20 protein-coding genes are annotated in these 23,386 nt (G+C 60.1%); 11 read left to right on the top strand and 9 right to left on the bottom strand.

Translation table 11 applies throughout. From position 1 onward, the window contains the following. Window positions 1-11 precede the first annotated feature (11 nt). Window positions 12-491 carry a retropepsin-like aspartic endopeptidase RimB gene (gene rimB / locus H8F23_RS18855; protein WP_456107225.1) on the top strand — a complete coding sequence of 160 codons (480 nt, stop codon included), beginning with the start codon at window positions 12-14 and terminating at the stop codon, window positions 489-491. Then, window positions 488-1,393, top strand: a complete 906-nt coding sequence (gene rimK, locus H8F23_RS18850) for a 30S ribosomal protein S6--L-glutamate ligase (RefSeq protein WP_007949201.1) — start codon at window positions 488-490, stop codon at window positions 1,391-1,393. Before rimB ends, rimK begins: the two co-directional genes overlap by 4 nt. A 209-nt stretch (window positions 1,394-1,602) precedes the next feature. Here rimK and H8F23_RS18845 read toward each other — a convergent pair whose 3' ends face one another. Together H8F23_RS18845 and ompR are read right to left on the bottom strand one after the other, a co-directional pair. After that, window positions 1,603-2,916, bottom strand: a complete 1,314-nt coding sequence (locus H8F23_RS18845; protein ID WP_016986270.1) for an ATP-binding protein — start codon at window positions 2,914-2,916, stop codon at window positions 1,603-1,605. A gap of 113 nt (window positions 2,917-3,029) precedes the next feature. Further along, window positions 3,030-3,770 (bottom strand): osmolarity response regulator transcription factor OmpR, encoded by a 741-nt coding sequence (gene ompR, locus H8F23_RS18840; RefSeq protein WP_095123420.1) that lies wholly within the window; start codon window positions 3,768-3,770, stop codon window positions 3,030-3,032. A 358-nt stretch (window positions 3,771-4,128) separates the two neighbouring features. On the opposite strand from ompR, the gene H8F23_RS18835 reads away from it, so the two are divergent. From H8F23_RS18835 to tauD, 7 genes are all read left to right on the top strand, one after another. Then, the gene (locus H8F23_RS18835) at window positions 4,129-6,453 is read left to right on the top strand and encodes a Tex family protein (RefSeq protein WP_194935389.1); all 2,325 of its coding nucleotides are present in this window, start codon (window positions 4,129-4,131) and stop codon (window positions 6,451-6,453) included. Next, on the top strand, window positions 6,453-6,836 hold the full coding sequence (locus tag H8F23_RS18830) for a PaaI family thioesterase (protein ID WP_007917925.1): 384 nt from the start codon (window positions 6,453-6,455) through the stop codon (window positions 6,834-6,836). Before H8F23_RS18835 ends, H8F23_RS18830 begins: the two co-directional genes overlap by 1 nt. 245 nt (window positions 6,837-7,081) lie before the next feature. Beyond that, complete coding sequence (gshA, locus tag H8F23_RS18825) at window positions 7,082-8,665, top strand: glutamate--cysteine ligase (protein WP_194935388.1); 1,584 nt, start codon at window positions 7,082-7,084, stop codon at window positions 8,663-8,665. A 326-nt stretch (window positions 8,666-8,991) separates the two neighbouring features. Then, window positions 8,992-9,969, top strand: a complete 978-nt coding sequence (gene tauA / locus H8F23_RS18820; RefSeq protein ID WP_194935387.1) for a taurine ABC transporter substrate-binding protein — start codon at window positions 8,992-8,994, stop codon at window positions 9,967-9,969. A gap of 16 nt (window positions 9,970-9,985) precedes the next feature. Continuing rightward, the gene (gene tauB / locus H8F23_RS18815; protein ID WP_093440624.1) at window positions 9,986-10,780 is read left to right on the top strand and encodes a taurine ABC transporter ATP-binding subunit; all 795 of its coding nucleotides are present in this window, start codon (window positions 9,986-9,988) and stop codon (window positions 10,778-10,780) included. Beyond that, window positions 10,777-11,616, top strand: a complete 840-nt coding sequence (gene tauC, locus H8F23_RS18810) for a taurine ABC transporter permease TauC (protein ID WP_116256377.1) — start codon at window positions 10,777-10,779, stop codon at window positions 11,614-11,616. The genes tauB and tauC overlap by 4 nt, the downstream gene beginning before the upstream one ends. 144 nt (window positions 11,617-11,760) lie before the next feature. Further along, window positions 11,761-12,603: a taurine dioxygenase gene (tauD, locus tag H8F23_RS18805; RefSeq protein ID WP_194935386.1), complete on the top strand. Its 843-nt coding sequence runs from the start codon at window positions 11,761-11,763 to the stop codon at window positions 12,601-12,603. Window positions 12,604-12,815: 212 nt separating this feature from the next. On the opposite strand, the gene mgrA is transcribed toward tauD, so the two are convergent. The 3 genes from mgrA to H8F23_RS18790 form a co-directional block, all read right to left on the bottom strand. After that, complete coding sequence (gene mgrA, locus H8F23_RS18800; protein WP_194935385.1) at window positions 12,816-13,853, bottom strand: L-glyceraldehyde 3-phosphate reductase; 1,038 nt, start codon at window positions 13,851-13,853, stop codon at window positions 12,816-12,818. A gap of 65 nt (window positions 13,854-13,918) precedes the next feature. Further along, window positions 13,919-15,238 (bottom strand): LLM class flavin-dependent oxidoreductase, encoded by a 1,320-nt coding sequence (locus H8F23_RS18795; RefSeq protein WP_194935384.1) that lies wholly within the window; start codon window positions 15,236-15,238, stop codon window positions 13,919-13,921. Between the two features lies 1 nt (window position 15,239). Beyond that, a complete protein-coding gene (locus tag H8F23_RS18790) occupies window positions 15,240-17,465 on the bottom strand; it encodes a TonB-dependent receptor (protein ID WP_194935383.1) in 2,226 nt (741 codons plus the stop codon). A 205-nt stretch (window positions 17,466-17,670) separates the two neighbouring features. On the opposite strand from H8F23_RS18790, the gene H8F23_RS18785 reads away from it, so the two are divergent. Further along, window positions 17,671-18,708 (top strand): LacI family DNA-binding transcriptional regulator, encoded by a 1,038-nt coding sequence (locus H8F23_RS18785; RefSeq protein ID WP_194935382.1) that lies wholly within the window; start codon window positions 17,671-17,673, stop codon window positions 18,706-18,708. A gap of 5 nt (window positions 18,709-18,713) precedes the next feature. On the opposite strand, the gene H8F23_RS18780 is transcribed toward H8F23_RS18785, so the two are convergent. Then, window positions 18,714-19,178: a type II toxin-antitoxin system HicB family antitoxin gene (locus H8F23_RS18780; RefSeq protein ID WP_401042953.1), complete on the bottom strand. Its 465-nt coding sequence runs from the start codon at window positions 19,176-19,178 to the stop codon at window positions 18,714-18,716. Continuing rightward, window positions 19,175-19,357 (bottom strand): type II toxin-antitoxin system HicA family toxin, encoded by a 183-nt coding sequence (locus H8F23_RS18775; protein WP_026000492.1) that lies wholly within the window; start codon window positions 19,355-19,357, stop codon window positions 19,175-19,177. Before H8F23_RS18775 ends, H8F23_RS18780 begins: the two co-directional genes overlap by 4 nt. Window positions 19,358-19,668: 311 nt before the next feature. On the opposite strand from H8F23_RS18775, the gene H8F23_RS18770 reads away from it, so the two are divergent. Beyond that, a complete protein-coding gene (locus H8F23_RS18770) occupies window positions 19,669-19,929 on the top strand; it encodes a hypothetical protein (RefSeq protein WP_007949845.1) in 261 nt (86 codons plus the stop codon). Between the two features lie 24 nt (window positions 19,930-19,953). On the opposite strand, the gene betT is transcribed toward H8F23_RS18770, so the two are convergent. Further along, window positions 19,954-21,915: a choline transporter BetT gene (gene betT, locus H8F23_RS18765; RefSeq protein ID WP_163030199.1), complete on the bottom strand. Its 1,962-nt coding sequence runs from the start codon at window positions 21,913-21,915 to the stop codon at window positions 19,954-19,956. A 400-nt stretch (window positions 21,916-22,315) separates the two neighbouring features. After that, entirely contained in the window at window positions 22,316-23,242 is a 927-nt protein-coding gene (gene epsC / locus H8F23_RS18760; RefSeq protein ID WP_194935381.1) for a serine O-acetyltransferase EpsC, read from the bottom strand. Window positions 23,243-23,386: the final 144 nt, after the last annotated feature.

Genomic DNA, 23,386 nt, shown 5'->3' with positions numbered 1-23,386 from the left:
GGTTTTTTCTATTGAAGACATTTGACCATTTGACCGTTGTCGGTCTGCGCGAGTGGGTGGCGCTCCCGGATTTGGGAGTCGCAGGCCTGCGAGCGAAAATCGACACCGGCGCCAGCACCTCCAGCCTGCATGCCACAGACATCGAGCCGTTCGAACGCGACGGCCAGAAGTGGGTACGTTTCACCGCGCACCTGGGCACGGTGGTGCAATTGCGTCACCGCCGCTGCGAAGCGCTACTGGTGACGCGCAAAACCATCAAAAGCTCCAACGGCCATGCCCAGGAGCGCTACGTGATTAGCACCACTTTGGCCCTGGGTGATCGGGTCTGGCCGATCGAGTTCACCCTCGCCTGCCGCAAGTCCATGCGCTATCGCCTGTTGCTCGGTTCCAAAGCCCTGATCGATGGCCATCTGGTCGTCAATCCGGGCATCAAGTATGTACAAGACAAGCCGGTGTTCCCGGTATCTACCTCTTCCACAGGTGTTGCATGAAGATCGCTGTGCTGTCGCGGAACCCGCGTCTGTATTCCACCCGCCGTCTGGTCGAAGCCGGAACCGAGCGCGGGCATGAAATGGTAGTGATCGACACCTTGCGCGCCTACATGAACATCGCCAGCCACAAGCCGCAGATCCACTATCGCGGCAAACCGCTGGAGGGTTTCGACGCGGTGATTCCGCGGATCGGTGCGTCGGTGACGTTTTATGGCTGCGCGGTGTTGCGTCAGTTCGAAATGATGGGAGTATTCCCGCTCAACGAATCGGTGGCCATCGCCCGTTCACGGGACAAGTTGCGTTCGCTGCAACTGCTGTCGCGGCGCGGCATCGGTCTGCCGGTGACCGGTTTTGCTCACTCGCCGGATGACATTCCCGACCTGATCGACATGGTCAACGGCGCGCCGCTGGTGATCAAGGTGCTGGAAGGCACGCAGGGCATCGGTGTGGTGTTGTGCGAAACCGCGACCGCCGCCGAATCGGTGATCGAGGCGTTCATGGGCCTGAAGCAGAACATCATGGTTCAGGAGTACATCAAGGAAGCGGGCGGTGCGGATATTCGGTGCTTCGTGGTCGGTGACAAAGTCATCGCAGCGATGAAGCGTCAGGCCAAGCCGGGCGAGTTCCGCTCCAACCTGCATCGTGGCGGCAGCGCCAGCCTGATCAAGATTACCCCGGAAGAGCGCATGACCGCATTGCGCGCGGCCAAGGTCATGGGCCTGGCGGTGGCGGGTGTGGATATCCTGCGTTCCAATCACGGGCCGCTGGTGATGGAAGTGAACTCGTCGCCGGGGCTGGAAGGGATCGAGACCACCACGGGGAAGAATGTGGCGGGGATCATCATTGAGCATCTTGAGAAGAATGGCGGGCCGAATATGACCCGGACCAAAGGCAAGGGCTAAAAGCGAGAGCCCCTCATCGGAACGCCGCCCGCCTAACCCTCTCCCGAAGGGAGAGGGGACTGATTGGGGGATATTGAAGAAGTACGCCGACTTGAACGAGCACTGCTGAATCCATAATCGACCGATTTTTGCAGGTCGATGTATGACGCCAGACACCTCGGTCAGCTCCCTCTCCCTCGGGGAGAGGGCTGGGGTGAGGGGCTTTTGATCTACACAGCATCTCGCGGCAGCATCAATCCCAAAGGCAACCTCACCCGCGCTTCCAATCCCCCCCCGGACCGATTGCGCAATTCAACATTGCCGCCGTGCATCGAAGCAATCCGCTTCACGATCGCCAACCCCAAGCCGGTTCCCTTACCGCCCCGGGCACGATCGCCTCGGGTAAACGGGTTGAAAATCGCCTCCAGCTCCGAAGGATCAATCCCGGCGCCACGGTCCATCACGCTCAGCACCACATAAGGCGCACTGACGTCACCGGACACATAAGCCGCGACTTCCACGCTACCGCCGGCATGGTTCAAGGCGTTGCCGATCAGGTTATTGAGCAAGCGCTTCATCGATACCCGACGCAGTGGAAACGGCTGGATCGGCTCCAGACGCAAACGCACCTTCTCTTCATTCTGGTTGTACGGCGCAGCCACCTCGCGCACCAGATCAGTCAGATCCACTTCCTCCACCGACTCGTCACGACCATCGCGAATAAACGCGAGGAACTGGTCGAGAATCGCGTCCATGTCTTCGATGTCGCGCACCATGTCGTCGGTGAGGTCATTGCGATCGCCCATCAACTCCAGCGACAGCCGCAAGCGGGTCAGTGGTGTGCGCAAGTCGTGAGACACGCCGGCCAGCATCAATTCACGCTCGCGACCGGCCTGTTCGACGTCTTCCGCCATCTGGTTGAAAGCGCGATATACCTCGGTCATCTCGCTCGGTGTATCGCTGATCGGCAGCCGCACGCTACGGCCCTGACCAAGCTGCCGGGCGGCATACACCAGACGTTTCAACGGCTGGTTGAGCTGACTGACGAAAATCCATGCAGAGGCTGTCGAGAGCAGGCCGATGGCGAGGAACCAGCCGAGCACGTTCCAGATTTTCTGGCCACGCAACGGGTGCGGATACAACGGCACCTTCAACCAGCCATCACCGAGGCTCGGCGCGCGCACCCACAACGCTGGCGGCGAGTGCATGCGCAAACGCACTTCAGTGTCGGCGCCCAGCTCCGCCTGCATTTGTCGCTGATAGATTTCGCTGTACGGCCAGTGCTGTTCGCCTTCCGGCACACCAGCGCCGACCACCCGGATCAGGGTCGCCGCATCAGCAATCTTTGCGCGGTTCTCTTCATCCGCAGCCCAATAGGCACGCAGCGTCAGGGCGACGCCATGGCTGTATTGGCGATCCACCAGCACGTCCTCGTTCATCAATAGATAAACCAGGGTCAGCGCCTTGGAAAACAGCACGACGATGAGCACCAGCCAAAGGGTGCGGGAGAAAAAACTTTGGGGGAACCAGACAGGGGTTTTCATCTATAACCGCTACACACTTGCAGGAGCGAGCAATGCTCGCATATTGCGGATTGCGAGTCTGCGGGCATGGCCGTTCGACCAAAACCTGCAGACCCGCTCCTACAAATCGCCGATCACTTGGTGGCGGCGCCATCCGGTACGAACACGTAGCCCACACCCCAGACAGTCTGGATATAGCGCGGCTTCGATGCATCAGGCTCGATCATGCGGCGCAGACGGGAAATCTGCACGTCGATGGAACGCTCGAGGGCATCCCACTCGCGGCCACGGGCCAGGTTCATCAGTTTGTCGCGGGTCAGCGGCTGACGCGCGTTCATCACCAGGGCCTTGAGTACCGCAAACTCACCGGTGGTGAGCATATGCACTTCGTCGCCGCGTTTTAGTTCGCGGGTGGCCAGCGACAACACGTAATCACCGAAGGTGACGTTTTCGTCTTCGCTGCCCGGCGCGCCCGGTACCGGTGCGGCCTGACGACGCAGTACAGCTTTGACCCGCGCCATCAGCTCGTCCGGGTTGAACGGCTTGGCCAGATAATCGTCGGCGCCCAGTTCCAGACCCTTGATACGGCTCATCTCATCGCCCTTGGCGGTGAGCATGATGATCGGGATCTGGTTGTTCGCGGCCCGCAGACGCCGGCACGCGGTCAGACCGTCTTCACCGGGCAGCATCAGGTCGAGGACGACCAGATTGAAAACTTCACGCGACAGCAGACGATCCATCTGCTCGGTGTTCGGTACGGTACGGGCACGATAGCCCTTGCTGACGAAAAAACGTTCCAGCAGGCTGCTTAAGCCCGGATCGTCGTCAACGATGAGAATTTTTTCGCCTTCAGCAGTTTGTGCAGTGCTGCTCATTGGATGCTCCTTTTAGCTCGGCGCGCATTATGGCGTAGCTGCCGTTATACGCACCGTGTGCATTGTTAGCAGATTTTTCCTTCACTGCCAGAAAACCGGGGTTTATGCCTACAGACTGCGACGCCCCCGAATGACAGAACGCTGGTTATAATGCGCGGCGTTTTGTGCCAGGCAACGTCTGAATCGTTACCGCAGGTGGCAGGCTTTTTTTCCTGCCGCGCGCAGTAATTGTTCGATTTCACGGGTCAATGGGCTGCCTTTTGACCCAGGCAGCGGCAATTTTCTAGCCGCTCAACCAGACTCCGGGCCTTTATTTCCGTGCCTGCGAGCCTGATTTCACAATATGTCAGGTGGTTTTATGGACAGCATCAACAGCCGCATTGCCGAGGAACTCGGCGTACGCCCACAACAGGTCGAAGCGGCCGTCGCGCTACTCGATGAAGGCTCTACCGTTCCCTTCATCGCCCGTTACCGGAAAGAAGTCACCGGCAGCCTCGATGACACCCAGTTGCGTCATCTGGAAGAGCGCCTGCGCTACCTGCGAGAACTCGACGAACGGCGCATCAGCATCCTCGCCAGCATCAAAGAGCAAGGCAAACTCACCCCTGCCCTCGAGCGCGACATCAAACTCGCCGACACCAAGACTCGCCTCGAAGACTTGTACCTGCCGTACAAGCAGAAGCGCCGTACCAAGGGCCAGATCGCCCTGGAAGCCGGCCTCGGCGACTTGGCCGATGGCCTGTTCAACGACCCGAACCTGACCCCGGAAACCGAAGCCGCACGCTTCGTCGATGCCGAAAAAGGCGTGGCCGACGTGAAGGCTGCGCTCGAAGGCGCCAAATACATCCTCATGGAACGTTTCGCAGAAGACGCCAGCCTGCTGGAGAAACTGCGTAACTACCTGAAACAGGAAGCGACCCTCAGTGCCCGCGTCATCGCTGGCAAGGAAGAGGAAGGCGCCAAGTTCCGCGATTACTTCGAACACGACGAACCGCTGAAAAGCATGCCGTCGCACCGTGCGCTCGCCATTTTCCGTGGCCGCAACGAAGGCATCCTCAGCTCCGCGCTGAAAGTCGGCGACGAACTGCCGGGCACCATGCACCCGTGCGAGGGCATGATCGGCCAGCAATTCAACATCCAGAACCAGAACCGCCCGGCCGACAAATGGCTCGGCGAAGTGGTGCGCTGGACGTGGAAGGTCAAGCTCTACACCCATCTGGAAACCGACCTGCTCGGCGAGCTGCGTGACGGCGCCGAAACCGAAGCGATCAACGTGTTCGCACACAACCTGCACGACTTGCTGCTGGCCGCGCCGGCCGGCCCGCGCGCAACCCTGGGCCTCGACCCGGGCTTGCGTACCGGCTGCAAAGTCGCAGTGGTCGATTCGACCGGCAAACTGCTCGATCACGCCACGGTCTACCCGCATGTGCCGCACAACAAGTGGGATCAGACCATCGCCATTCTGGCTGCCCTGTGCGCCAAGCACTCGGTTGACCTGATCGCCATCGGCAACGGCACCGCCAGCCGCGAGACCGACAAACTGGCGATCGAGCTGATCAAAAAATATCCAGCGATGAAAATGACCAAGGTCATGGTTTCCGAGGCCGGTGCATCGGTGTACTCGGCGTCGGAACTGGCGGCCAAGGAATTCCCGGACCTCGACGTGTCGATCCGTGGCGCGGTGTCCATTGCCCGTCGTCTGCAGGATCCGCTGGCCGAGCTGGTGAAAATCGATCCGAAATCCATCGGTGTCGGCCAGTACCAGCACGACGTTTCGCAGTTGAAACTGGCGCGTGGTCTGGACGCTGTGGTCGAGGACTGCGTGAACGCCGTTGGCGTTGATGTGAACACTGCTTCGGTGGCGCTGTTGGCGCGGATCTCCGGCCTCAACGCGACGCTGGCGCAAAACATCGTCGCTCACCGCGATGAGCACGGCGCGTTCAAAACCCGTGCAGCCCTGAAGAAAGTCGCGCGTCTGGGCGAAAAAACCTTCGAACAGGCGGCCGGTTTCTTGCGCGTGATGAACGGCGACAACCCGCTGGATTCCTCGGCCGTTCACCCGGAAGCCTATCCGCTGGTGCAGCGTATTGCCGCTGAAACCGACCGCGACATCCGCTCGCTGATCGGCGATGCAAGCTTCCTCAAGCGTCTGGATCCGAAGAAATTCACCGACGAGACGTTCGGTCTGCCAACCGTCACCGACATTCTGCAAGAGCTGGAAAAACCGGGCCGCGACCCGCGTCCGGAGTTCAAGACTGCCGAGTTCCAGGAAGGCGTTGAAGACCTCAAAGACCTGCAACTGGGGATGATCCTCGAAGGCGTTGTCACCAACGTGACCGCATTCGGTGCCTTCGTCGACATCGGCGTGCATCAGGACGGTCTGGTGCACATCTCGGCGCTGTCGGAGAAATTCATCAAGGACCCGCGTGAAGCGGTGAAGGCCGGCGATGTGGTGAAAGTGAAGGTCATGGAAGTCGACATCCCGCGCAAACGCGTTGGCCTGTCGATGCGCATGGGCGACACCCCGGGCGAGAAAATCGACGGTGCGCGTGGCTCGCGTCCGGGCTCGGCGCAACGCCAGCCTTCGAACAACGCGCCGCGCAAGGAAACCGCGACCGCAGCGCCAGTGAACAATGCGATGGCCTCGCTGTTCGCTAACGCCAAGCAGTTGAAGAAACGTTGATGGAGATTCCGGCCGGGCTCGTCGAGAGCGCGTTTTTCAAGCTGTTGGGCTGCCGCCTGCACAGCCTGGAAACCGGGGTGGCGCAAGTCGCCCTGGTGCTGGAACCCGAACTGCGCAATCGCGGCGGCAAATTGCACGGTGGCGCGCTGTTCAGTCTGGTCGATATCGCCATGGGGCTGGCCTGTTCCAGCACCCACGGCTTCGATCAGCAAAGCGCGACCATCGAGTGCAAGATCAACTATATCCGCGCCGTTTCCGACGGTGAGGTGCTGTGCACGGCACGGGTGATTCACCCGGGCCGGCGCACGTTGGTGGTCGAAGCCGACGTGATGCAGGGCGACAAACTGGTCGCAAAAGCACAAGGCACGTTCGCTGTCCTGTAGCTAGACGCCATCAATTTGAGTTAATTTCGGCGCAACGAATCCTGTAGGAGCTGCCGCAGGCTGCGATCTTTTGATTTTGTTATGCATAGCAAGATCAAAAGATCGCAGCCTGCGGCAGCTCCTACAGGTATGTGTGCGGCTGACCGGTTAGAAAAACCAGGCGAAAACGCCAGTTTCAACTTCACCCTTGTAGACCGTCCTGCCCACCCCCATATTGGGGCGACTGACGCGTGAAGGAATCCAAATTGAGCGAACTTCTCAACCGCCGCCTGGCTCTGCTCGGCGAGCGCGCTAACCTCTCTCTGCTCGAGCAGTGCCTGCACGGTATCGAACGTGAATGCCTGCGCGTGACCAGCGAAGGTCGCCTGGCGCAAACGCCGCACCCCGAAGCCTTGGGTTCCGCGCTGACCAACGAACAGATCACCACCGACTACTCCGAGTCGCTGCTGGAATTCATCACGCCCGCCCTGCCGGATCCGGCCGACACGTTGGCGAGCCTGGACAAGATTCACCGTTTTGCCTACAGCAAGCTCGGCAACGAGTACCTGTGGAGTCCATCGATGCCGTGCCCGTTGCCGGCCGAGGAAGACATCCCGATCGCCTATTACGGCACCTCCAACATCGGTCAGCTCAAGTACGTCTACCGCAAGGGCCTGGCCCTGCGGTACGGCAAGACCATGCAGTGCATCGCCGGGATTCACTACAATTTCTCCCTGCCGGAAAAGCTCTGGCCACTGCTGCGCGAAACCGAAGGTTTTGTCGGCACGGATCGCGATTTCCAGTCGACGTCCTATATCGCGCTGATCCGTAATTTCCGCCGCTATAGCTGGTTGCTGATGTACCTGTTCGGTGCCTCGCCGGCGCTGGATGCAGGCTTCCTGCGCGGTCGCTCGCATCAGTTGGAACAACTTGATCCGGACACGCTGTATCTGCCCTACGCGACCAGCCTGCGCATGAGCGACCTCGGTTATCAGAGCAACGCCCAGGCCGGTCTGACGCCTTGCTACAACGATCTGTCGAGCTACACCGACAGCCTGCGCAAAGCCGTGGCCACGCCGTACGCGCCGTACGTTGAAGTCGGCACGCACCAGGATGGCGAGTGGGTGCAGCTCAACACCAACATCCTGCAAATCGAAAACGAGTACTACTCCAACATCCGCCCGAAACGCGTGACCTACACCGGCGAGCGGCCGATTCAGGCGCTGGTGGCCCGTGGCATTCAGTACGTTGAAGTGCGTTGCCTGGACATCAACCCGTTCCTGCCGATGGGCATCGACCTGACCGAGTCGCGCTTCCTCGACGCGTTCCTGCTGTACTGCGCGCTGAACGACAGCCCGTTGTTGACCAACACGTCTTGCGGCAACGCGACGTCGAACTTCCTCAGCGTGGTCAAGGAAGGTCGTCGTCCAGGCCTGCAATTGCAGCGTGACGGTGAACCGGTCGAGATGAAGACCTGGGCGGCCGAGTTGCTCGAGCAAATCGCCCCGCTGGCGGCGTTGCTGGATCAGAGCCATGGCGGCGATGCGCACAGCAAGGCGCTGGATGCGCAACTGGCCAAGGTCAGCGATCCGTCCCTGACACCTTCGGCGCAAGTGCTGGCGGCAATGGCGGAGCACAAGGAAAGCTTTGCGCAGTTCTCGTTGCGTCAGAGTCAGGCGCATGCCGAGTTTTTCCGCAGCGAGCCACTGGCGGCGGATGAGCAGGCGAAGTTTGAGGAGTTGGCGCGTACTTCTCTGGCAGCGCAGGCTGAGCTGGAGCAGAACGAAGTCGGTGATTTCGACGTATTCGTCGGGTCGTATCAGGCAAGCATTCTCGCAATCAGCAACTAAAAGCCCCTCACCCTAGCCCTCTCCCAGAGGGAGAGGGGACTGATTTAGGTGCTCATGAAAGTTACGCCGACCTGAAATATCCAGCCGAACTCAGAACTTGAGAAGCATAAAGATCGGCTCCCTTTCCCCTCGCCCCCTTGGGGGAGAGGGCTGGGGTGAGGGGGAAAATTTAACGTCGAACGAAAAATCCGAAACGCCCACAATCTTCCCCGCGCTTAGAATTTTCCGCTCATAAGCTAATTCTAAAAAGTTATTTATTTACCGATTCTTAGATCATTTAGTCTCCTTTCACGCCGACGCTCGGTCGCCTGATATGGAGCTGTTCAATGAAACTGAATTTCCCGCTTCGCCTGCTCGCCGTAGCCTCCCTGGCTGCCGCGAGTTTTCTGGCCCAGGCCGCCGACCTTACCGTCGCCTACCAAACCACCGTTGACCCGGCGAAAGTCGCCCAGGCCGACGGCGCCTACGAAAAAGCCACCAAAGCCGACATCGCCTGGCGCAAGTTCGACAACGGCGCCGACATCATCGCCGCCATCGCTTCCGGTGACGTGCAGATCGGCTACCTCGGTTCGAGCCCGCTGACCGCCGCGATCACCCGCAAAGTCCCGGTCGAAACCTTCCTCATCGCCACGCAGATCGGCGCCGCTGAAGCACTGGTCGCCCGTGACGGTTCCGGCATCAAGACGCCACAGGACCTGATCGGCAAGAAAATCGCCGTGCCATTCGTGTCCACCGGTCACTACAGCCTGCTCGCCGCGCTGAAGCACTGGAACATCGACCCATCGAAAGTCACCGTCCTCAACCTCGCGCCGCCAGCGATTATTGCCGCGTGGAAACGCGGTGACATCGACGCCACCTACGTGTGGGATCCGGCACTCGGCGTGGCCAAGGAAAACGGCAAAGTGCTGATCACCTCCGGCGAACTGGCCAAATTCGGCGCGCCGACTTTCGATGCGTGGATCGTGCGCAAAGACTTCGCCGAGAAGCACCCGGAAATCGTCACCGCATTTGCCAAAGTCACCCTCGACGCCTACGCCGAGTACCGCAAAGACCCGAAAGCCTGGCTCGCCGATCAAGCCAACGTCGACAAACTGGTGAAACTCTCCGGCGCCAAGGCCAGCGATATTCCGCTGCTGCTGCAAGGCAACGTCTACCCGCTGGCGGCGGACCAGGTCGTCAGCCTCGGCGCGCCGACCACCAAAGCCATCACTGACACCGCCGCGTTCCTCAAGGAGCAAGGCAAGGTCGAAGCGGTTCTGCCGGACTACGCGCCATACGTCAGCGCCAAATACATCACCAACTGATCGGGAGTTAACCGCGATGGCCTTGCTACAGCTGGAGCGCATCAGCGCACAGTACCCGGGCAGCCCGACACCGGTGCTGGCGGATATTTCTCTGACCCTGGGGCCTCAGCAATTGCTGGTGGCCCTCGGCCCGTCCGGCAGTGGCAAGACTTCGCTGTTGAACCTGATTGCCGGTTTCGTCGAGCCGAGTGCCGGGCGCATCACCCTCGACGGTGTGCCGGTCAAAGGCCCGAGCGCCGAACGTGGCGTGGTGTTCCAGGACGACGCTTTGCTGCCTTGGCAGGACGTGTTGGCCAACGTTGCATTCGGTCTGGAGCTGGCCGGTATCGCCAAGGACAAGCGCGAAAAAATCGCCCGTGAAATGCTCGCGCTGGTTGATCTCTCAGGGTTCGAAAGTCGCCGCATCTGGCAACTCTCCGGCGGCCAGAAACAACGTGTTGGCCTCGCCCGTGCCCTCGCCGCTGATCCGCGCGTGTTGCTGATGGACGAGCCTTTCGGTGCCCTCGACGCGTTCACTCGCGAACAGATGCAGGAGCTGTTGCTGCAAGTCTGGCAGCGCACGGCCAAGCCGGTTTTCCTGATTACCCACGATATTGAAGAAGCGGTTTTCCTCGCCACTGACCTGATTCTGCTCGCACCGAATCCGGGACAGATCGTTGAGCGCCTGCATCTGGATTTCGGTCAGCGTTATGCCGCCGGTGAATCCGCCCGGGCGATCAAATCCGATCCGAGTTTTATCGAAACCCGCGAACACGTGCTGAGCAAAGTGTTCTCGCAACGCAGCGCCGGGCAACGGCAGGAGCGCGCATGAGCAGTTACGACGTTTCCTCGGCTGCGGTAAAACCGGTCAGCGCTTCGGCGGCCATTCCTGTACGTCGCAGCCTCAGCACGCGCTGGATCAGCCTGCTGACGCTGTTCGCGTTGTTGGCAATCTGGTGGGCCGTAACAGCCACTGGATTGATCGAGCCGCTGTTCCTGCCACCTCCGTCCGCCGTGCTGCAAAAGGGCTGGTTGCTGGCAACCACGGGCTATATGGATTCGACGTTGTGGCAGCACCTCGGCGCCAGCCTGAGCCGCATCGGTCTGGGCCTCGGTTTTGCGATCCTGACCGCCGTGCCGGTGGGCATTGCCATCGGGGCCAATCGCATCGCCCGTGGCGTGCTCGATCCGCTGATCGAGTTCTACCGCCCTATCCCGCCGTTGGCTTATCTGCCGCTGATCGTGATCTGGTGCGGCATCGGCGAGTTGTCGAAAGTGCTGCTGATTTATCTGGCGATTTTCGCGCCGATCGCCATTGCCACGGCGACCGGTGTGCGCACGGTTGATCCAGCGAAATTGCGTGCGGCGCAGTCACTGGGCGCGACACGTTTGCAGCTGATTCGCCATGTGATTTTGCCGAGTGCTCTGCCGGACATTCTCACCGGCGTGCGTATTGGTCTGGGTGTCGGGTGGTCGACCTTGGTCGCCGCCGAGCTGATCGCCGCCACCAGCGGTTTGGGCTTTATGGTGCAGTCAGCCGCGCAGTTTCTGGTCACCGATGTGGTGGTGCTGGGGATTCTGGTCATCGCCCTGATCGCCTTCGCCATGGAAATGGGCCTGCGCGCCCTGCAGCGCAAACTGGTGCCATGGCACGGCCAGGCCCACTGACACATCCCGTTTTTGAATCCCCGTGTAGGAGCTGCCGAAGGCTGCGATCTTTTGATCTTGTTTTTAAAAAGATCAAGATCAAAAGATCGCAGCCTTCGGCAGCTCCTACAGGGAGGTGGTTATCCGGAATTTAAGAGAAAGACCATGAGCAGCCTCAATATCACCCCATTAAGCTCAGCCCTAGGCGCGCAGATCAGCGGCGTCGACATCAGCCAGCCGTTGACCCTGGAACACCGCGACGCCATCGAGCAGGCGCTGCTCAAATACCAGGTGCTGTTCTTCCGCAACCAACCCATCGAACCGCCGCAACAAGCGCGTTTCGCCGCGTACTTCGGTGATCTGCACATTCACCCGATCTACCCGAACGTGCCGGAACAACCGGAAGTCTTGATCCTCGACACCGCCGTCACCGACGTGCGCGACAACGCGATCTGGCACACCGATGTGACCTTCCTGCCAACCCCGGCGATGGGCGCGGTGCTCAGCGCCAAGTTGCTGCCGGAGTTCGGTGGCGACACCTTGTGGGCCAGCGGGATTGCCGCGTATGAAGCGTTGTCGGCGCCGCTCAAAGGCTTGCTCGAAGGGCTGACCGCGACTCACGACTTCACTCGCTCGTTTCCACTGGAGCGCTATGGCAATACGCCTGAAGCGTTGGCGCAGTGGGAAGAGGCACGCCGCAAGAATCCACCGCTGTCGCACCCGGTGATTCGTACCCATCCGGTCAGCGGGCGGCGTTCGTTGTTCGTCAATGAAGGGTTTACGTCAAAGATCAATGAGCTGTCGGACACTGAGAGTGAGGCAATTCTGAAGTTTCTGTTCGCCCACGCGACGCGGCCGGAATTCACCATTCGCTGGCGCTGGCAGCAGGACGATATTGCGTTCTGGGATAACCGCGTGACCCAGCATTACGCAGTGGACGATTACCGCCCGGCGCGGCGGGTGATGCAGCGGGCAACGGTGTTGGGGGATGTGCCGTTTTTTCGTTGAGCCGTTTTTACAGCCAAAAGCCCCTCACCCTAACCCTCTCCCGGAGGGAGAGGGGACTGACCGAGGTGTTTGTACGAGCTACATCGACCTGAAATCTCGGGTTGAATTCAAGTTTTGAAAAGCATGAAGATCGGCTCCCTTTCCCCCTCGCCCCCCTGGGGGAGAGGGCTGGGGTGAGGGGGTTGGATCTTGCTGACCCAACCCAATCTTCATCACTCCGCCGTCGAAGGCCTCTCCCAAAGATTGATCCCACCCTCTTGGGCAAACCGGTCAATCTCCGCCAGCTCTTCAGCGCTAAAACTCAGATTCTTCAACGCCCCAACGTTCTCGATAATCTGCTCCGGCCGGCTCGCACCAATCAGCGCCGAGGTCACCCGTGGATCACGCAACGTCCACGCCAGCGCCAGTTGCGCCAGACTTTGACCACGACGCTTGGCAATTTCATTCAACGCCCGCACATGAACGATGTTGGCCTCGGACAAGTGCGAAGCCTGCAACGAACCACCGCCCGGACGATTGACCCGCGCATCTGCCGGCACGCCGTTGAGGTATTTGTCGGTGAGCAGACCTTGCGCCAACGGAGTGAAAGCAATCACTCCCGTGCCGAGTTCATCGGTGGTATCGAGCAGGTCTTTTTCCACCCAGCGATTGAGCAGGTTGTACGCCGGTTGGTGAATCAACAGCGGCACTTTCCACTCTTTCAACAGCGCCGCGATCTCGCGGGTTTTTACCCCGGAATACGACGAGATACCGATGTACAACGCTTTGCCCTGTTGCACCGCGGTGGCGAGGGCGCTGGCGGTTTCTTCCAGCGGGGTGTCCGGGTCGAAGCGGTGCGAATAGAAGATATCCACATAGTCCAGACCGAGCCGTTGCAGGCTCTGGTCGAGGCTGGCCAGCACGTATTTGCGCGAACCGCCGCCCTGACCGTAAGGACCGGGCCACATATCCCAGCCGGCCTTGCTGGAGATGATCAATTCGTCACGGTACTGCTTGAAGTCTTCACGCAGCAGACGGCCGAAATTGATCTCGGCGCTGCCGTATGGCGGACCGTAGTTGTTGGCCAGGTCGAAGTGGTTGATGCCCAGGTCGAACGCGGTGCGTAACAAGGCGCGCTGGGTGTCGATCGGCGTACTGTCGCCAAAGTTGTGCCACAGGCCCAGCGACAACGCCGGCAGCATCAGACCGCTGCGGCCGACGCGGCGGTAAGGGATGGAGTCGTAGCGGTTTTCGGCAGCGGTGTAAGTCATCGAATCCTCTCTTGTCTGTCTTGAATGGGGTGTCGACTGCTTCGCGAGCAAGCTCGCGAAGGGTGTTACACAAATCGATTGCCGGGTCGGGCCAGACCCAAGTTCTGGCGCAACGTCCGGCCTTCATACTCGGTTCTGAACAGCCCGCGCCGTTGCAGTTCCGGGACCACGCCATTGGCGAAGTCTTCGAGCCCGCCGGGCAAGTGCGGCACCAGCACGTTGAAACCGTCCGCTGCACCCTGTTCGAACCATTCCTGCAAACGATCGGCAATCTGCTCCGGCGTACCGACCAGGCTGTAATGCCCGCGCCCGCCCGCGATCTTGCGACCCAGTTCAGCAAGGCTCAGGTTCTCCCGGCCCGCCAGTTCAGTGAGCAATTTCTGCCGGCTCTGCTGACCGCTTTCGGTCAGCGGCAACTCCGGCAATGGCCCGTCCAGCGGGTACTTCGACAAATCGAAGTTGCCCAGCATACGCCCAAGCAAGGCGACGCCAACCTCGGGTTCGACTAATTGCTGAAACGTTTCACATTTTTCCCGCGCTTCGGCTTCGGTGCCGCCGACCACGACGAAAACCCCGGGCATGATTTTCAGTGCATCGGCGCTGCGACCGTACTTGGGCAAACGTGCTTTGAGGTCGGCGTAGAACGCCTGAGCGTTGGCCAGAGAGGTCTGCGCGGTGAACACCACCTCAGCGGTCTGCGCCGCCAATTCGCGCCCAGTCTCGGAAGAACCGGCCTGCACGATCACCGGTTGCCCCTGCGGCGAACGCGCAACGTTCAGCGGACCTTTGACGCGAAAGTGTTCACCCACATGATCCAGAACGTGCAACTTCGCAGGGTCGTAATACGCCCCGCTCACCTTGTCGCGCACAAAAGCGTCGTCCTCCCAACTGTCCCAAAGCCCGGTCACCACTTGATGAAACTCGCGAGCACGGCTGTAGCGTTCGGCGTGGCCAATGTGTTCGTCACGGCCGAAATTCAGCGCCTCGGCAGCATTGTCCGAGGTCACAAGATTCCACCCCGCGCGGCCACCCGACAGGTGATCGAGCGAAGCAAATTTGCGCGCCACGTGATACGGCTCGTTGTAGCTGGTGGTCGCCGTGGCGATCAGGCCGATATGCTCGGTCACCGCACTCAGGGCCGAGAGCAAGGTCAGCGGTTCAAAGTGATCGGAACGCGCCATGCGGCTGGCGATGTCCTGAGTTGGCGCGGCGACGCTGTCGGCGACAAACAACGCATCGAATTTTGCCGCCTCGGCGATCTGCGCCAGCCGTTTGTAATGGGCGAAATCCAGCCCCGCATTCGCCGGCACATCCGGATGACGCCACGCTGCCACATGGTGCCCGGTGGCCATGAGGAACGCGCCGAGTTTCAACTGTCTGCTCATTTCAGAAATCCTTGCGCAGTTGCACGCCAAAGTAGCGCTCGTCATCCCGTGGCACAGCGCGATAGATGTAGTTGCCGCCGCTGGCGAGCAATGGCGAGTACGACTTGTCGGTGAGGTTTTTGCCCAGCAGTGCCACGCGCCAGCCATTGCTGTAATCAGCCAGCGCGACACTGGCGTTCCACAGACCGTAGGCGCCCTGCTTGGTGTCGACGTTCTGACTGATGTCGTACTGCACTTCGCTCTGCCAGCTGTAGTCGGTGCCGAGTTCGATATCCAGACCGTTATCCAGCGGGATGCTGTAGTCGGCGCGCACGTAGCTTTTCCAGTCGGGGCTGAACGGCAGCGGTTTGCCGTTGACGTTGCACGACGCCGCTGCGCCTGCCGGGCAGGCGAATTCGTCGATGCGCGCACGGGTGTAGGCGAGTGCGCCGGACAGTTTCAATTGCTGGGTCGCCTGCAAGGCGTAATCGAGTTCGACGCCTTCGGTGCTGACGCTGCCGGCGTTGATCAAGCGCGTCACCACTTGCCCGGCGACGGTGTCGAAGAAGTTCGCCTGATAGTTGTCGTAGTCGCTGTGGAACACCGCGAGATTGGTGGTCAGGCGATTGTTCCAGGAAGTGGCTTTGATGCCCGCCTCCCAAGTGTTGGAAGTTTCCGGCTTGAGTGCTTCAGTGTCGCGCGGCTGCATGTTGAAGAACACGTTGTAGGCCGGGCCTTTGTAGCCGCGCGAGTAGGTCAGGTAAGTGGTGACGGCATCGCTCAAGTCGTACTGCACACCGAGGCGGCCGGACCAACCGTCTTCGTCCACTGAACCGGAACTGCTGGTGGCCGGTTGAATGCCGCTGACGGTGGTCGCCGAGGTCGAGACGCGGCGGTGATCGTATTCCAACTCATCGTGGGTGTAGCGCAGGCCGGCGATGCCGCGAAAGTCCGAGGTGAAGTTCAGCGTGCTCTCACCGAACACCGCATAGCTGTCGCTGGTGGTGCTGTAATCGGCGACGCCTCGGTCGGTGCGCGTGGTCGTTGTCAGTGTGCGCTGATAGGTCTCGTCGTCCTTGCCGTGCATGTAGAACAAGCCGCCAACGTATTCGAGAAATTCGCCCTTCGGCGAGGCCAGGCGCAGCTCTTGCGAGTATTGATCGAAGGCCAGATCGCCCTTGTCCGCCGTGCCGGGAAACGTCGCTGTCACCGTACCGAGACGGTCGCCGTCCTGATATTGGGTGTTGTCCCAACCGCGCCATGCAGTGATCGAGGTCAGGGTGTAATCGCCCAGTTGCCAATCGAGCTGGCCGGACAGACCTTTGTTGATGTCTTCGACGTGTGAGCGGGTGTCGGTGTTGATGTCGCGGTTGTGGCTGCTCGCATTGACCGGGCTCAGCGCGTTGGCGAAGGCCGGCGTCAGCGACTTGCTGACGACACCGTTGGGACCGTCATCGTGGGACTGCATGTAATCGGCGATCAGGGTGAAAGTGACGTCGTCATTCGGGGTGAATTCGAGTTTGCCGCGCACGCCGCGATGGTTGTAGCCGTTGACCTCCTGGCCGTTGTGTTGGTTGTCGACGTTGCCATCGTAGGTGCCGAATAGGGTGCTGATCGAGCCCTTCAAAGTCTCCGGAATCAGGCTGCCGCCAATGCCGAACCGGGTGCGGCTTTCGTTGCCACTGTAGTACGACTGATCGATGTAGCCATGGGTCTCGGCGGTGGGTGCCTTGCTGGTGATGTTGAGTACACCGGCCGAGGCGTTCTTGCCGAACAGTGTGCCTTGCGGGCCGCGCAGCACTTCGACGCGCTCCAGATCCAGCAAGTCGAGAGTGGATTGCCCGGGACGCGCATAAACCACGCCGTCGATCACCGTCGCCACGGTCGGCTCGACACCTGGGGAGGTGGAAATGGTGCCGACGCCGCGTACAAACAATGAGGTGTCTTTGTTCGACGCGCCGGTGCGGAAATTCAGTGACGGCACTTGCTGAACGATGCTCGCCACGCCGTTACGGTTATCGCGCTCAAGCTGCTCGCCGTCGATCACCGACACTGCGACCGGCACTTTTTGCAGCGACTCTTCGCGGCGCGTGGCAGTGACGGTCACGGATTTGAGTGTCGGCTCCTGATCACTGCTCTCGGCAGCAAATGCGTTGGGCAACGGCAGCGCCGCCAACCCCGTGAATAACCAGCCGGCGGCGCGAATCGACTGCGCCAGTGTGTGTGTCGCCCCAGGAATGTTGTGCATGTTTGCCCGCTCGAAATTGGCCCTTAACCGCTGCCGTTCTGCGACGACAGCGCCTGAATCGGTGTCTTGGGCATTCGCTCGAGCGAGTAGCAGACAGCGCGCTTTGTTAGCGCTACCATCGACAGTATTGGCAAGCCACGCATAGAGCGTCAAATACTGAAAAATTACTTTTATATGCGATTTGGTTTTTAAGAAGGATCGAGCCTTGAGCGAAGAAAAGCCCCGCAAACGCCGTGGCGCCGGGCGTGTAACGCTGAATGCCGTGGCGCGTGAGGCCGGGGTTTCGGCGATCACCGTGTCACGCTATTTCAACCAGCCTGAGCAGGTTTCGCCCGAGCGTCGCGAGCGGATTGCGGCGGTGGTGGCCGATTTGGGTTACGTGCCGAATCTGGTGGCCGGCGGGCTGGCCTCGGCGCGAGGGAAAATTGTCGGGATGGTGATCCCGAACATCTCCGGGCCGATCTTCGCCAATACCATTCAAGGCTTCAGCGATACGCTTAGCCGCCATGGCTATCAGCTGTTGCTGGCGTCGAGTTACTTCAGCACTGAACAAGAAGAAAACGCCGTGCGTGCGTTTCTCGGCTGGTCGCCAGCGGCGCTGGTGCTGACCAGTCACTTTCACAGTGCGGGCACGGAAAAGATGATCGCCGAGGCGGATGTTCCGGTGATCGAGACGTGGGATTACCAGCCGGAACGCGAGCCGATGCAGATCGGTTTTTCGCATTTCGAGGTGGGCGTGACAGCCGCCAGATATCTGCTGGAAAAAGGCTACCAACGTATCGCCTTCGTGCAGAACAGCGCTGCGGGCGACTTCAGCGCATTGGAACGCCGCGACGGTTACGCGGCGACCTTGCGCGAATCCGGCCTGGCCCCTTGGATCTACGCCCCCGACGCCGATCGTGCGCCATTCGAGGCCGGCAAACAGGCGATGGATGCGCTGATGAATGCCTCACCGCGCCCCGACGCGATCATCTTCGCCAACGACAACCTCGCCGCCGGCGGCCTGCTCGCCGGGCAGCGCGCCGGTTTTAAAATCCCCGAAGACTGCGCCGTTCTCGGCTTCGGCGATTACCCGTTCGCCGAGATGCTTTTGCCAAGTCTGAGCACGATCAAACCACCGGCACTGGAGATCGGCGTACTGGCCGCAACACGCGTATTGGAAAGCCTTGGCGTGTTGCCGAGCGACGAAGTGCAACGTCTGAACCTGCTGCAGTGCCAAGTCATCGAACGGGAAAGTACCTGACTTCGCTATACCGACAGTTCGCGCAAGGCGGCCGCCGCGAGAAATCCGGAACGGGATCGATAGCGCTGGTCACGGCGGACTGTCTGGTCAATACGCTCAAGCAACTGCTCCGGCAGCGTGGCGTTAAAACGCACTGACTTGCCGAAATACGGGGTGATATCAAAATCGACCACGCCCCAGATCCCTCCCGCGTAATCCGGGTTATCGAGATGAGCATCAATGTCCCGCACTTGCGGTAACGGCGCGCTGTCGGCGACCAACCCCTCATAGTGAAGCGCCAATGCCTCCTGAGTATTTTCAAACGCCTCAGCGACCGTAGTGCCTGCGGAGAAACAACCCGGGACATCCGGGATGATCACTCCGTAGTCTGAGTCGGCATCCTTGTGCAGAACGACCGGGAATTTCATATGAGTGAGTCCTTCCTCTGACAGGCCCATAAAACGGCCTTCGTTTCCAATAACGGGCCTCATTTCAAGCCCGCCTGTTTCAAAATGCTGTTGATCGTGCCCTTGGGCAGATCCGAATCAGGGTGCTTGATCGTCACCCTTCCTGGCTTGTGCGGATGCTTGTATTGGTGGTGGCTGCCTTTCACCGCCACGAGATACCAACCATCGTCTTCGATCATCCTGATCATTTCCCGACTGCGCATTTCCTTTGCCCTGTTCGACAGCTAGAGCCATTTACTCTAGAGGGCGCAGGAGCCTTTAATACACACGATACACACTCAGATAAATATTAGCTCACTGAACAATCGCTCGGTTATGGGGCAGATCAACGGCAGGCTTGGGCCAGCAAGAAAAACACGTCGCCGGCCAAACTCTCTGTAAGGGTCGCAAAATATGTCCAATAGAGATGTGGCGGGACTGGCTATGCTCTAAAGAACACCGAGGTGGCCCCTTCGCGATCCTGCTCGCGAAAGCGATCCTTCAGGCAATGCACCTCCACCAGGCAGAACCCGCCATGCACACCGCCATCATCATTTTCTTCGGCTTGGTCCTGCTCGCGCTGATGCTCTACATCGGCGAGCGCATCGGCTTCAGCCGCCAGACCATGGCCTACGGCTTCGCCGCCCTGTGGTTGGCGTTGACGGTGATCAATGGCGCGGTGGGCGTGGTGCATGCCGGCCAGTCCGTGGGTTCGGAAATAGCGATTGGCAGTGCGGTATTCGGCGTGCCGATGGCAGCGATGGTGTTGTTCATGGTGCTGAGCGCCGAGTCCTGAACAGACCCGGCGCTCAGGCGCCGATCAACGTACCAAGTGCAGGAATTGCATGTGCCGTTCGTACTGGTCGAGGATGTCGTTGATGATCTGCTCTTTGGTGTAGCCGACCAGATCGTAGTCCTGACTGCCCTCGCTCAAGTGCACTTCGGCGCGATAGTAGCGACGATTGTTGAGCTGCTTCGAGCCCATCCCGCCACGCGCGAAGGACGGCGTGAAGTAGCCGCGCATCTGCACCTGATAGATGAACGGATGCGCATCACCATGGCCGATTTCCAGGCTGACGCTGTCATTCGCCGGATCCGGCTGGGTGACTACGTTGAGGCCTTTCTCGACGAACACCGCCGTCACTTCTTCAATCGCCGGGCGCACCGTGGTGTCCATGAAACGGTACACCTCGTCACGCGACGGGAAGTGCACCGCCTGACTCAGCCGCTGACGCCAGCCGCCCGTACCGCGCCGTGAACCGGAGACCGGTGCCAGCGAGTGCAACTGCGCGATCTGCTTCTGCGACTCCAGATAGAACGCCTTGTGCAGGCCCCACATCATCAGCAGCAGGATCAACGAGAACGGCAACGAGGTCAGCACTACCGCTGATTTCAGCGCATCGATACTGCCGGAGAACAACAGCGCACTGGTGATCAGCGCCGTCATCGCGCCCCAGAACACTCGCAGCCATTTCGGCCCGTCTTCGTCTGGGTTGCCACCCTTGGCCGACAAGGTCGAGAGCACCACGGTGCCGGAGTCGGCAGACGTCACGAAGAACACGAAGCTGATAAACACCGTCACAGCGATGACGGTTTTGCTCCACGGGTAGGTTTCCAGCAGCAGGTAAATGCTCATCGACGGATTGTCGATGGCCGACATGCCCAGCGCGCTCATGCCGTGGTTGAGCACTTGGTCCAGCGCGCTGTTGCCGAAGATCGACATCCACGCGAGGGTGAAACCGAGCGGAATCAGCAGCACGCCGAAAACGAATTCACGGATGGTCCGGCCACGGGAAATCCGGGCGATGAACAGGCCCACGAACGGCGACCATGCAATCCACCAGGCCCAGTAAAACACTGTCCAGCCGCCGAGCCAGTCGCTCGGTTTGTCGTAGGCGTAGAGGTCGAAACTCTTCATCGGCAAGGCGCCGAGATAGTCGCCGAGGTTCTGGATCAAGGTGTTGAGCAGGTGCTGGGTAGGCCCGGCGAACAACACGAACAGCAGCAGCGCGCAGGCCAGCAACATGTTGATGTCGGACATCACCCGCACGCCTTTATCGACGCCGGAGACGGCAACGATGATCGCCGCGCCCATCATCAGCGTGATCAGGCCGACCTGAATCCACTGGGTGTGGGCGATGCCGAACAGGTAGTCGAGACCGGAGTTGAGGTGCAGCACCCCAAAACCCATGTCGGCGCCCAGACCGAACACCGTGGCGATGATGCCGAAGCCGTCCACTGCGTAACCGATCGGGCCGTTGATGCGTTTGCCGATCAGCGGATACAGTGCCGAACGCAGGGCCAGCGGCAGGTTGTGGCGGTAAGCGAAATACGCCAGCGCCATGCCGACGAAGGCAAACACGCCCCAGCCATGCAGGCCCCAGTGCAGAAACAGAATCTGCATCGCCTGGCGCGCCGCATCCGCCGTGCCCGCCTCGCCTTGCGGCGGCTGGAGCATATGGGTCAGCGGTTCCGAGACGCAGAAGAAGAACAGCGTGATGCTGATCCCGGCGGCGAACAGCATGCCGGCCCAGGACAAGTAACTGAATTCGGGCTCGTCGTGGTCGGCACCGAGTTTTATCTTGCCGTAGCCGGATAAGGCGGTGACCACCACGAAGACCAGATACAGGGTCATCGCGAGCATGTAGTACCAGCCGACCGTATTGGCCGCCCAGTTTTGCGCTTCCAGCAGCCAGGCGCCTGCCTGCTCCGGCATGGCGATGACAACGAGACCAAACAGCAGAATGACCGTCGCGGCGAAGTAGAACACCGGCGGATTCATGCGTACCAGACCGCTGGCGGGGGTAGACGATGCACTCATGAAACGTGCACCTCGAGGGGTTGAAACGTGGCTGAAATGATCGGACTCAGCAAAGGCAAGCCTCCTGTTGTGAGCGGGCAGCGAACCACCGGTTTAACTTGAATGAACGTTCAAGTTAAACATGGATAGGCTGGTAAGGACTAATCGCACGGCTAGGCGGTAGTTTTCCTACACTAGCTCAAGGAGGGGTATGACGCGGGTTTGGGGGGATTCGTTCACTGGAGAATTGGCTGAAGGCCATTATCTCGATTTGCCTGAAAACCATTCGCGAGCAAGCTCGCTCCCACATTTGAAATGCATTCCATTGTGGGAGCGAGCTTGCTCGCGAAGAGGTCAGCAGCCGCGAAGCAAATTCAGAGGCCTACTTCTGCGTCCCGTCATCATGCTGCAAATTCGCCTGGGTCAAATTGCACCCCGCCGGCACACTGCGCGTCAGCCACACATTGCCGCCAATGGTCGAACCCTTGCCAATGGTGATCCGCCCGAGAATCGTCGCCCCGGCATAAATCACCACATCGTCTTCAACGATCGGATGACGCGGATGGCCTTTCTGCAACTGCCCGTCTTCATCCGCCGGGAAACGTTTGGCACCCAACGTCACGGCCTGATAAATCCGCACGCGCTCACCAATGATCGCCGTCTCGCCAATCACCACACCCGTGCCGTGATCGATAAAGAAGCTCCGGCCAATCTGCGCACCCGGATGGATATCGATACCAGTCGCCGAATGAGCGATCTCCGCACTGATCCGCGCCAGCAACGGCAAACCCGCGCGATACAAATGATGCGCCAGGCGATGGTGAATCACCGCCAGAATCCCCGGATAGCACAGCAGCACTTCATCAACACTGCGCGCCGCCGGATCACCGTGATAGGCCGCCAGCACATCGCTGTCGAGCAGCGCGCGCAGTCCCGGTAAAGCCAAGGCAAAATCCTGCACGATCTGAATGGCGCGGGCTTCGACTTCAGTGTCGGCCTGCGCGTTGTGGCGGGCGACGTAACGCAGTTCCAGACGGGTCTGCGCCAACAACGCATTCAGCGCCACATCAAGGGTGTGACCGACGTAAAAATCCTCACTCTCTTCACGCAGATCCACCGGGCCGAGACGCATCGGGAACAACGCCCCACACAGTGCTTCGAGAATCTCCGCCATCGCCGCCCGCGACGGCAACTCGCGACCACCCTGCTCGCCGGACGCCCGGCCGTTCTGTGCCCGCCACTGATCCCGCGCGCTGCGCAGTTGACTGACGATGGTCTGCAATTGCCAATGGCTGGAACGCTCGCTCACGGTAAAGACTCCTCACGGGCGGCCGGACTGTCTGGCCGCGTCAACGGCGACTACTTTACGGCATGGTCAAGAGAGCGAATTAAGAACCGATAGTGCTGGCCTCAGTTCATTTGGCTATAAGCGATTCACGGTTGCCCCTGCAAA

Origin of the sequence: Pseudomonas neuropathica (assembly GCF_015461835.1) — a bacterium.
Taxonomy (GTDB): domain Bacteria; phylum Pseudomonadota; class Gammaproteobacteria; order Pseudomonadales; family Pseudomonadaceae; genus Aquipseudomonas; species Aquipseudomonas neuropathica.
This window is presented reverse-complemented; position numbering and strand designations above follow the sequence as displayed.

What these genes read in the sequence shown, in the direction of transcription:
- H8F23_RS18770 (WP_007949845.1), top strand. Translation starts at nt 19,669, where the DNA reads ATGCACACCGCCATCATCATTTTCTTCGGCTTGGTCCTGCTCGCGCTG.
- mgrA (WP_194935385.1), bottom strand. Translation starts at nt 13,853, where the DNA reads ATGACTTACACCGCTGCCGAAAACCGCTACGACTCCATCCCTTACCGC.
- H8F23_RS18835 (WP_194935389.1), top strand. Translation starts at nt 4,129, where the DNA reads ATGGACAGCATCAACAGCCGCATTGCCGAGGAACTCGGCGTACGCCCA.
- ompR (WP_095123420.1), bottom strand. Translation starts at nt 3,770, where the DNA reads ATGAGCAGCACTGCACAAACTGCTGAAGGCGAAAAAATTCTCATCGTT.
- H8F23_RS18830 (WP_007917925.1), top strand. Translation starts at nt 6,453, where the DNA reads ATGGAGATTCCGGCCGGGCTCGTCGAGAGCGCGTTTTTCAAGCTGTTG.
- H8F23_RS18790 (WP_194935383.1), bottom strand. Translation starts at nt 17,465, where the DNA reads ATGCACAACATTCCTGGGGCGACACACACACTGGCGCAGTCGATTCGC.
- tauD (WP_194935386.1), top strand. Translation starts at nt 11,761, where the DNA reads ATGAGCAGCCTCAATATCACCCCATTAAGCTCAGCCCTAGGCGCGCAG.
- tauA (WP_194935387.1), top strand. Translation starts at nt 8,992, where the DNA reads ATGAAACTGAATTTCCCGCTTCGCCTGCTCGCCGTAGCCTCCCTGGCT.
- H8F23_RS18775 (WP_026000492.1), bottom strand. Translation starts at nt 19,357, where the DNA reads ATGCGCAGTCGGGAAATGATCAGGATGATCGAAGACGATGGTTGGTAT.
- rimK (WP_007949201.1), top strand. Translation starts at nt 488, where the DNA reads ATGAAGATCGCTGTGCTGTCGCGGAACCCGCGTCTGTATTCCACCCGC.
- H8F23_RS18845 (WP_016986270.1), bottom strand. Translation starts at nt 2,916, where the DNA reads ATGAAAACCCCTGTCTGGTTCCCCCAAAGTTTTTTCTCCCGCACCCTT.
- tauB (WP_093440624.1), top strand. Translation starts at nt 9,986, where the DNA reads ATGGCCTTGCTACAGCTGGAGCGCATCAGCGCACAGTACCCGGGCAGC.
- tauC (WP_116256377.1), top strand. Translation starts at nt 10,777, where the DNA reads ATGAGCAGTTACGACGTTTCCTCGGCTGCGGTAAAACCGGTCAGCGCT.
- H8F23_RS18780 (WP_401042953.1), bottom strand. Translation starts at nt 19,178, where the DNA reads ATGAGGCCCGTTATTGGAAACGAAGGCCGTTTTATGGGCCTGTCAGAG.
- betT (WP_163030199.1), bottom strand. Translation starts at nt 21,915, where the DNA reads ATGAATCCGCCGGTGTTCTACTTCGCCGCGACGGTCATTCTGCTGTTT.
- H8F23_RS18795 (WP_194935384.1), bottom strand. Translation starts at nt 15,238, where the DNA reads ATGAGCAGACAGTTGAAACTCGGCGCGTTCCTCATGGCCACCGGGCAC.